This is a genomic window from Mycobacterium sp., assembly GCF_035274705.1.
GTDB lineage: Bacteria > Actinomycetota > Actinomycetes > Mycobacteriales > Mycobacteriaceae > Mycobacterium.
This window is the reverse complement of record NZ_DATENY010000078.1, coordinates 61,716-69,258: the sequence shown is the minus strand read 5'-3', so window position 1 is coordinate 69,258 and position 7,543 is coordinate 61,716. Positions and strand designations below refer to the sequence as shown.

9 protein-coding genes and 1 tRNA gene are annotated in these 7,543 nt (G+C 65.2%); 4 read left to right on the top strand and 6 right to left on the bottom strand.

Annotated elements, in window-relative coordinates:
• Positions 1–112: 112 nt before the first annotated feature.
• Positions 113–195: transfer RNA gene (locus tag VJV41_RS17860), tRNA-Tyr, on the bottom strand.
• Positions 196–303: 108 nt separating this feature from the next.
• Between VJV41_RS17860 and VJV41_RS17855 the strand changes: the two genes are divergently transcribed.
• Positions 304–795, top strand: coding sequence for a YajQ family cyclic di-GMP-binding protein (locus VJV41_RS17855; RefSeq protein WP_325336033.1), 492 nt, complete (start codon positions 304–306; stop codon positions 793–795).
• A 31-nt stretch (positions 796–826) separates the two neighbouring features.
• Entirely contained in the window at positions 827–1,852 is a 1,026-nt protein-coding gene (locus VJV41_RS17850) for an NAD(P)H-dependent glycerol-3-phosphate dehydrogenase (protein WP_325336031.1), read from the top strand.
• A 90-nt stretch (positions 1,853–1,942) separates the two neighbouring features.
• Here the strand turns inward: VJV41_RS17850 and VJV41_RS17845 are convergent, their stop codons facing one another.
• The 3 genes from VJV41_RS17845 to grcC1 form a co-directional block, all read right to left on the bottom strand.
• Entirely contained in the window at positions 1,943–2,524 is a 582-nt protein-coding gene (locus VJV41_RS17845; protein WP_325336029.1) for a hypothetical protein, read from the bottom strand.
• Positions 2,525–2,568: 44 nt separating this feature from the next.
• The gene (gene htpX, locus VJV41_RS17840; RefSeq protein ID WP_325336028.1) at positions 2,569–3,450 is read right to left on the bottom strand and encodes a zinc metalloprotease HtpX; all 882 of its coding nucleotides are present in this window, start codon (positions 3,448–3,450) and stop codon (positions 2,569–2,571) included.
• 77 nt (positions 3,451–3,527) lie between these two features.
• Complete coding sequence (grcC1, locus tag VJV41_RS17835; protein WP_325336026.1) at positions 3,528–4,535, bottom strand: nonaprenyl/(2E,6E)-farnesyl/geranylgeranyl diphosphat synthase; 1,008 nt, start codon at positions 4,533–4,535, stop codon at positions 3,528–3,530.
• 27 nt (positions 4,536–4,562) lie between these two features.
• On the opposite strand from grcC1, the gene menJ reads away from it, so the two are divergent.
• A complete protein-coding gene (menJ, locus tag VJV41_RS17830; protein WP_325336051.1) occupies positions 4,563–5,777 on the top strand; it encodes a menaquinone reductase in 1,215 nt (404 codons plus the stop codon).
• Positions 5,778–5,900: 123 nt separating this feature from the next.
• On the opposite strand, the gene VJV41_RS17825 is transcribed toward menJ, so the two are convergent.
• On the bottom strand, positions 5,901–6,167 hold the full coding sequence (locus VJV41_RS17825; RefSeq protein ID WP_325336024.1) for a helix-turn-helix transcriptional regulator: 267 nt from the start codon (positions 6,165–6,167) through the stop codon (positions 5,901–5,903).
• Positions 6,168–6,252: 85 nt separating this feature from the next.
• Here VJV41_RS17825 and map point away from each other — a divergent pair, with 85 nt between their 5' ends.
• Positions 6,253–7,041, top strand: a complete 789-nt coding sequence (map, locus tag VJV41_RS17820; RefSeq protein WP_325336022.1) for a type I methionyl aminopeptidase — start codon at positions 6,253–6,255, stop codon at positions 7,039–7,041.
• Positions 7,042–7,051: 10 nt separating this feature from the next.
• Here map and VJV41_RS17815 read toward each other — a convergent pair whose 3' ends face one another.
• A complete protein-coding gene (locus VJV41_RS17815) occupies positions 7,052–7,540 on the bottom strand; it encodes a hypothetical protein (RefSeq protein ID WP_325336020.1) in 489 nt (162 codons plus the stop codon).
• Between the last annotated feature and the right edge of the window lie 3 nt (positions 7,541–7,543).

The following is a 7,543-nucleotide window of genomic DNA, read 5'->3' as shown; positions in this document are numbered from 1 at the left end:
CACCACCAGGGACTACCAACCCCGCGGAGTCCCCTGCGGACGCCCACGAAAAAAGCCCTGAACCCCCAACGAGGGTTCAGAGCTATTCGGATGTCTTGCAACATCACACGCGTGGCAGGTGCAGGATTCGAACCTGCGTAGGCGTTAGCCGACGGATTTACAGTCCGCTCCCATTGGCCGCTCGGGCAACCTGCCTGGGTGCTGCACCACGCCGTGACCCGGTTTGGTGCGACTAGCAGGGTACAACGAGGATGGGCCTAAGACGAAAACGCACCCGAGAGCCCAGGAGGGAACGGATATCCAATGGCGGATTCATCGTTCGACGTCGTCAGCAAGGTCGACCGCCAGGAGGTCGACAATGCGCTGAACCAGGCCGCCAAGGAGCTGGCCACCCGCTTCGACTTCCGCGGCACCGACACTTCCATCGCGTGGCAGGGCGAGGAGACGGTTGTCATCACCTCCTCGACCGAGGAGCGCGTCAAGGCAGCGATCGACGTATTCAAAGAAAAGCTGATCCGCCGCGACATCTCGATGAAGGCCTTCGACGCCGGCGAGCCTCAGGCCAGCGGCAAGACCTACAAGGTCAGCGGGACGATCAAGCAGGGCATCAGCAGTGAGGACGCCAAGAAGATCACCAAGCTGATTCGCGATGAGGGTCCAAAGGGCGTCAAGACCCAGATCCAGGGCGACGAGATCCGCGTCAGCTCCAAGAAGCGCGACGATCTTCAGGCGATCATCGCCATGCTGAAGAAGGCCGACCTCGACGTCGCGTTGCAGTTCGTCAACTACCGGTGAAACAGCAGGTGTCGGCAATACGCTGATCGCCATGGCACCTGAGCAACGCGAGCCCAAAGTCGTCGTCCTCGGCGGAGGATCCTGGGGCACCACCGTGGCGTCGATCTGCGCCCGACGCGGGCCGACGCTGCAGTGGGTGCGCTCGGAGGAGACCGCCAAGGACATCAACGACAACCACCGCAACTCGAAGTACCTCGGCGACGAGGTCAGACTGCCGGAAAACCTCTCAGCCACCACCGACTTCTCGGAGGCGGCGCAGGCCGCCGACGTCATCGTGATGGGGGTGCCGTCGCACGGCTTCCGCGGTGTGCTGACCGAACTCGCCAAGGAGGTGCGGCCGTGGGTGCCGGTGGTTTCGCTGGTGAAGGGTCTTGAACAGGGCACCAACTACCGGATGAGCCAGATTGTCGACGAGGTGCTCCCCGGCCACCCGGCTGGCATCCTCGCGGGGCCGAACATCGCCCGCGAGGTGGCCGACGGGTACGCCGCGGCGGCGGTGCTCGCAATGCCGGACCAGCATCTGGCCGCCCGGCTCGCAGAATTGTTCCGCACCAAGCGATTTCGGACCTACACCACCGACGATGTGGTGGGCGTGGAAATCGCCGGCGCGTTGAAGAACGTCTACGCGATTGCCGTCGGGATGGGCTACTCCCTTGGCATCGGCGAGAACACCCGCGCGATGGTGATCGCCCGCGCGGTGCGCGAGATGTCCAAGCTCGGTGAGGCGGTCGGTGGTCATCGTGATACCTTCGCCGGCCTGGCAGGCATGGGCGACCTGATCGTCACGTGCACCAGCCAGCGCAGCCGCAACCGTCATGTCGGTGAACAGCTCGGTGCGGGCAAGCCGATCGACGTGATCATCTCGTCGATGAATCAGGTCGCCGAGGGCGTCAAGGCCGCAAGCGTGATCATGGAGTTCGCCGACAAGTACGGGATCAACATGCCGATCGCCCGCGAGGTCGACGGTGTCATCAATCACGGCTCCACCGTCGAAGACGCCTACCGCGGACTCGTCGCCGAAACGCCCGGGCACGAGGTGCACGGCTCGGGGTTCTAGGGCAGCTAGCTCTCCAGGTCGTGACTCGTTCGCGAGCCGTCAGCATGTGCTGACGGGCGCAACAGCACTATCCCTTGAGTCAGCCGGCGCTCAGTTCATGAACGGGCTGCCGCCGTCGGGGCGGTACAGCAGCGGAGGCGACTCGTTGAGAACGAAGCTGCCTGCGGGGCTCAGCACGAAGCCCGACTGGCTGCGGTTGTCGACGCAGGTGGTCGTCGCGCCGTCGTTGCCGCAGCTGAGGCTCTGGTAGCTGATTCGCGAACCCGCCGGAAGAGGCTTGGCCGCACCGACATTCGCGAACAGCGGGCCGGCGGAATTGGCGAAGCCCGGCACGCCTCCATACGAACCGCTGACCAGGTTCGCGCCATTGGGTGCCGCGGGAAGTGGTCCGCTGCAGCCGTAGCTGCCGGATTTCTGTAGCACGCAAGTGATTCCGTCCGGCACGGTGAACGCGTACCAGTTGTTGTCCATCACGGCGTATTCGGACAGCTTCACCGGAGTCAACGCGTTGACGTTGGGCGGTGGCGGCGGCTGCGGCGCCGGCTCCGGGGGCGGATCGGCAGCGGCAATGCCTGCTCCGATCAGGACCGCCGCGGCAGACCCGACGACACCGATCAAGACTCTGTTCAGCACGCCCCACACCCTAAGTGGTGCCGTAGTGACTTGCAGCATGCTTGCTACATCGACCCATGATCAAACGGCGTTACCTGCGCCTATCAGTAAATGCCCGGCCCGCGGCCTGCCATCGCCTCCAGCCGCGCGATGCGGTCCTCCATCGGCGGGTGCGTCGAGAACAGCTTGCCGATGCGCTCGCCTGCCCGGAACGGGTTCGCGATCATCAAGTGCGCCTGGTCGGCCAGCTGCGGCTCCGGCGGCAACGGCGCCTGCTGCACGCCCGCGCTGATCTTGCGCAGCGCGCTCGCCAACGCCAGCGGATCGCCCGTCAGCTCCGCACCCGACTGGTCCGCCTGATACTCCCGCGACCGTGACACCGCCAGCCGCACCACCGTCGCCGCGATCGGACCCAACAGCGAAATCAACAGCAGTGCAAACGGATTCGCGCCGCCCTCGCGGTTGCCGCCGAACAACCCCGCGAACATCGCGAAGTTGGCCAGCGCGGTGATCACCGACGCCAACGCACCGGCCACACACGAAATGAGAATGTCGCGGTTGTACACGTGCGAGAGCTCATGGCCCAACACCGCGCGCAGTTCGCGCTCGTTGAGGATCTGCAAGATCCCCGTCGTACAACACACCGCCGCATTGCGCGGGTTGCGGCCCGTCGCGAACGCGTTCGGCGCGGCCGTATCGCTGATGTACAGCCGCGGCATCGGCTGCCTCGCCGTCGTCGCCAACTCCCGCACGATGCGATACATCACCGGCGCCTGCATCTCGTTCACCGGCTGGGCATGCATCGCCCGAAGTGCCAGCTTGTCGCTGTTGAAGTAGACGTAGACGTTCATACCGACGGCGAACAACACCGCCAGGCCCAGAATCGCCCTGCTGTGGAACAGCGCGCCGATGAACACGATCAGCGCCGACATCAGCACAAGCAGCATGAACGTCTTGGCCCTGTTGGCATGCGGATGCCAAGTCATCGGAGCGCCCTCCCTACCAAACGGCGAAGTCTTCGCTGATTTAACGCCGAGCCGGCCTCCGCGGGTTCCGAAATGCGTCAGCCGTGACGGGTCACGGTGTAGTCGACCAATGTCGCCAGTGCGTGGCGGCCCGGCCCTTCCGGCAGGTTGACCAGCTCGTCGCGGGCCTGGGCCGCATAGCGCGCCACAGTGTCCTTGGCCTGCGCCATTCCCGGCGATTTCCGCAGCAGTCGCAGCGCCTCGGCCAGGTCCTCGTCGTTTTCCACCGGTCCCGCCAGCAGCTCGCGCAGCCGGTCGGCGTCCGGGCCGGTTTCACGCAGGGCGTAGAGCACTGGCAGCGTGTGCACACCTTCGCGCAGATCGGTACCCGGCACCTTGCCCGACTCGTCGGGGTCGCTGTCGATGTCGATGATGTCGTCGGAGATCTGGAACGCTGTGCCGACAATGCCGCCCAGACGGCTCAGCCGCTCGATCTGGTCCTCGTCCGAACCCGAGAAAGTCGCCCCGAACCGGCCCGACGCCGCGATCAGGCACGCCGTCTTCTCGTATACCACCTTCAGGTAGTGCTCGACCTCGTCGACGCCCTCAGCGACACCCCGGGTCTCCCGCATTTGACCCGTCACCAGCTGGGCAAACGTATCGGCGATGACGCGCACCGCTTCCGGGCCCAGCCTGCTGACAAGGCGTGACGCCGTCGCGAACAGGTAGTCGCCGGCGAGGATCGCGATGTTGTTACTCCAGCGGGCGTTCGCACTGGGCGCGCCACGGCGCACCTGCGCCTCGTCCATCACATCGTCGTGGTACAGGGTCGCCAGATGCACCAGCTCGATGACGGCTCCCGCGACCGTGACCTGCCACGCGTCGGGTTCAGGGCCGAGCCGGGCCGACAGAACCGTGAACAGCGGACGGAACCGTTTGCCGCCCGCCTGGAACAGATGCTGGACCGCCTCGGACATCAGCTCATCGGCTTTACCCAGCTCAGTGGCCATCAGGTCCTCGATGCGCGCCACCCCGTCGCGCACATCAGCGGCGAAGGCGGGGTCTCCGAAGTCGACTCCCGCCACCACACTCGCTGGTGTCCTCACCCTGCCAACATACTGGGAGGCGTGGATATGCGATCCGACGTGGTCGTCGTCGGGGCCGGGCCTGCGGGTTCGGCGGCCGCGGCGTGGGCTTGTCGTGCAGGCCGCGATGTCTTGGTGATCGATTCCGCGCAGTTTCCCCGCGACAAGGCGTGCGGCGACGGGCTCACGCCGCGGGCTGTCTTGGAGCTCCAGCGGCTGGGCCTCGGCCCCTGGCTCGACGGCCGCGTGCAGCACCGCGGGCTGCGGCTCTCCGGATTCGGCGCCGACGTGGAGGTCGAGTGGCCCGGTCCGTCGTTCCCGACGGTGAGCAGCGCCGTGCCCCGCACCGAGCTCGACGACCGCATCCGGATGGTTGCCGTCAACGAGGGCGCAAAGATGCTTCTCGGCGTGAAAGCCGTTGATGTACAGCATGATTCGTCCGGTCGCGTCGCGTCGCTGACGTTGGACACCGGCGCCGAGATCGGGTGCACGTCGCTGATCGTGGCCGACGGCGCGCGGTCTCCGCTCGGCCGGGTGTTGGGTCGGCAGTGGCATCAGGAGACGGTGTACGGCGTGGCGATCCGCGGGTACATCGGCACGCCGCGGGCCAACGAGCCGTGGATCACGTCGCACCTGGAACTGCGCTCGCCGGAGGGTCACGTGTTGCCCGGCTACGGCTGGATCTTCCCTCTGGGCAACGGCGAGGTGAACATCGGCGTCGGCGCGCTGGCGACGGCGAGGCGGCCGGCAGATATGGCTTTGAGGCCCTTGATGTCCTTCTACACCGGGCTGCGCCGCGACGAGTGGGGCTTCGACGGGGAGCCACGTTTGGCGTTGTCCGCGCTGCTTCCGATGGGGGGCGCGGTCTCGGGGGTGGCCGGCCCGAACTGGATGCTGATCGGCGACGCGGCGGCGTGCGTGAATCCGTTGAACGGCGAAGGCATCGACTACGGGCTGGAGACCGGGCGGCTGGCTGCCGAGCTGCTGGGCACGGGCGATCTGTCGTCGGCGTGGCCGTCGGTGCTCTCGTCGCATTACGCGCGCGCATTCTCGGTCGCTCGGCGGCTGGCGCTGTTGCTGACGATTCCGCGGCTCCTGCCGTCGACGGGGCCTCTCGCGATGCGGTCAAGGTTCCTGATGCACGTCGCGGTGCGAGTGATGGGAAACCTCATCACGGATGAGGACGCCGACTGGATCGCACGCGTGTGGCGAGGCGCGGGGCTGGGGTCGCGACGCCTGGACAGCCGCCCTCCGTTCAGCTGAGTGGACTTGCAAGTCCATTCCGGTTACCCAACCAGGTGACCGGTGGCTATCTGATCGTGAATCTCGTTGCTGATCAACAGCCTTTGTCACCACAGGCCGAATATGGTCGGTTCACCAACGGTCCTAGATAGCCATCCGTTGGTCGTCTGTCCCACGCCAGGCATCGACGGCATCCTGCAGGGGCAAGCCGAGCGCATTGCAGAGTCCAACTACGGTGCCGAAGCTCGGGCTGGGCATTCTTCCGACCTCAATCTTGCGCAATGTCTCTGGCGAGATGCCGGCGTTACGCGCGATCATCTCGGGGTCGCGACCGGCTCGGGCTGTCCTCATCAGCGCGCCGAGGCGTTGCCCGGCTTTCACCTGCTCTGGGCTCAGAGGTACACGCACCATGCCGGTCAGCATAGCCGGTATTTAAGTACCGACACTGGTACCGTCGTAGCGGTATAAAAATACCGATGCTGGATGGAGATCGAACATGATCGAACTCAAGACTGCCGAAGAGATCAACAAGATGGCAGCAACTGGTGAATTCGTCGCGGAAACGCTGGCGACGCTGTCGATCGAGGCGCAGCCAGGAGTGAACTTGATGCAGCTTGAGCACCATGCCCGCGCGCTGATTACTGACCGCGGCGCGAAATCATGCTACTGGGATTACGCGCCCTCATTCGGTCGTGGACCATTCCGGAATGTCATCTGTCTGTCGGTCAACGATGCTGTGCTGCATGGCATTCCACGCGACTACGTGCTACGTGATGGCGATGTGTTGAGTCTGGACTTTGCGGTGTCGATCGACGGTTGGGTAGCCGATTCCGCGGTCACGGTCATCGTCGGTGACAACGCCGACGCCGCTGACAGAGCCCTGATCGAGTCGACGCAAAGAGCGCTTGACGCAGGTATCGCCGCAGCCGTTCCCGGCGGACGACTCGGTGACATCTCCGCCGCCATCGGCGACGTCGCCACCGAAGCCGGCTATCGGGTCAATGCCGAATTCGGCGGGCATGGATTGGGTCGCACCATGCACGAGGATCCGCACGTCTCCAATCGCGGACGGCGTGGCCGCGGATTGCTGCTGCGGCCGGGCATGACCTTCGCGCTTGAACCGTGGTGGGCACGAGGCAGTGATCGTCTGGTTGTCGATGCCGACGGCTGGACCCTGCGCTCGGCAGACGGGTCGAACACGGCGCACTCCGAGCACACCATCGCCATCACCGAAACTGGCCCGCGCATACTCACTCCCGCACGATGCGCACACGAGGCGAAGTGACGTGACGCACCTAGTCACTCGCCGATGACGAGCCGGAATCGCTTGACGACGAGCCGGAATCGCTTGGCGACGAGCCGGAATCGCTTGGCGACGAGCCGGAATCACTCGACGAGTAATCATTCGAGGACGAATAGTCACTCGACGACGAGCCAGAGTCAGTCGAGAAGCTCAAGGCGGTCGACGAAAACGGGTCGTAGGCGCTCGACGAGCTCGAATGGTCGCCGGTGTGGCTGCTGCCGGACTGCAGGCGCTTGGCGACAGCAGTCGCGACGCGGACATCGGCCGGCGTCTTCTTCGGGTCACTGGCGTTGGTGAGCGCCAAGGCGATGAGCACGTCGGCGGCGGTGACGAACAGTCCCGCCCAGTAGGCCCACTTCATCGACGGATCCGGTTGTGTCGCAAAGTAGAGAACCAGAAAGATCGGCCCGACTATGCCGAACACGAACATCATCAGCTGGATGCGGACATAACGCCAGAACGTGGCCACGGGCCGCAGCATATC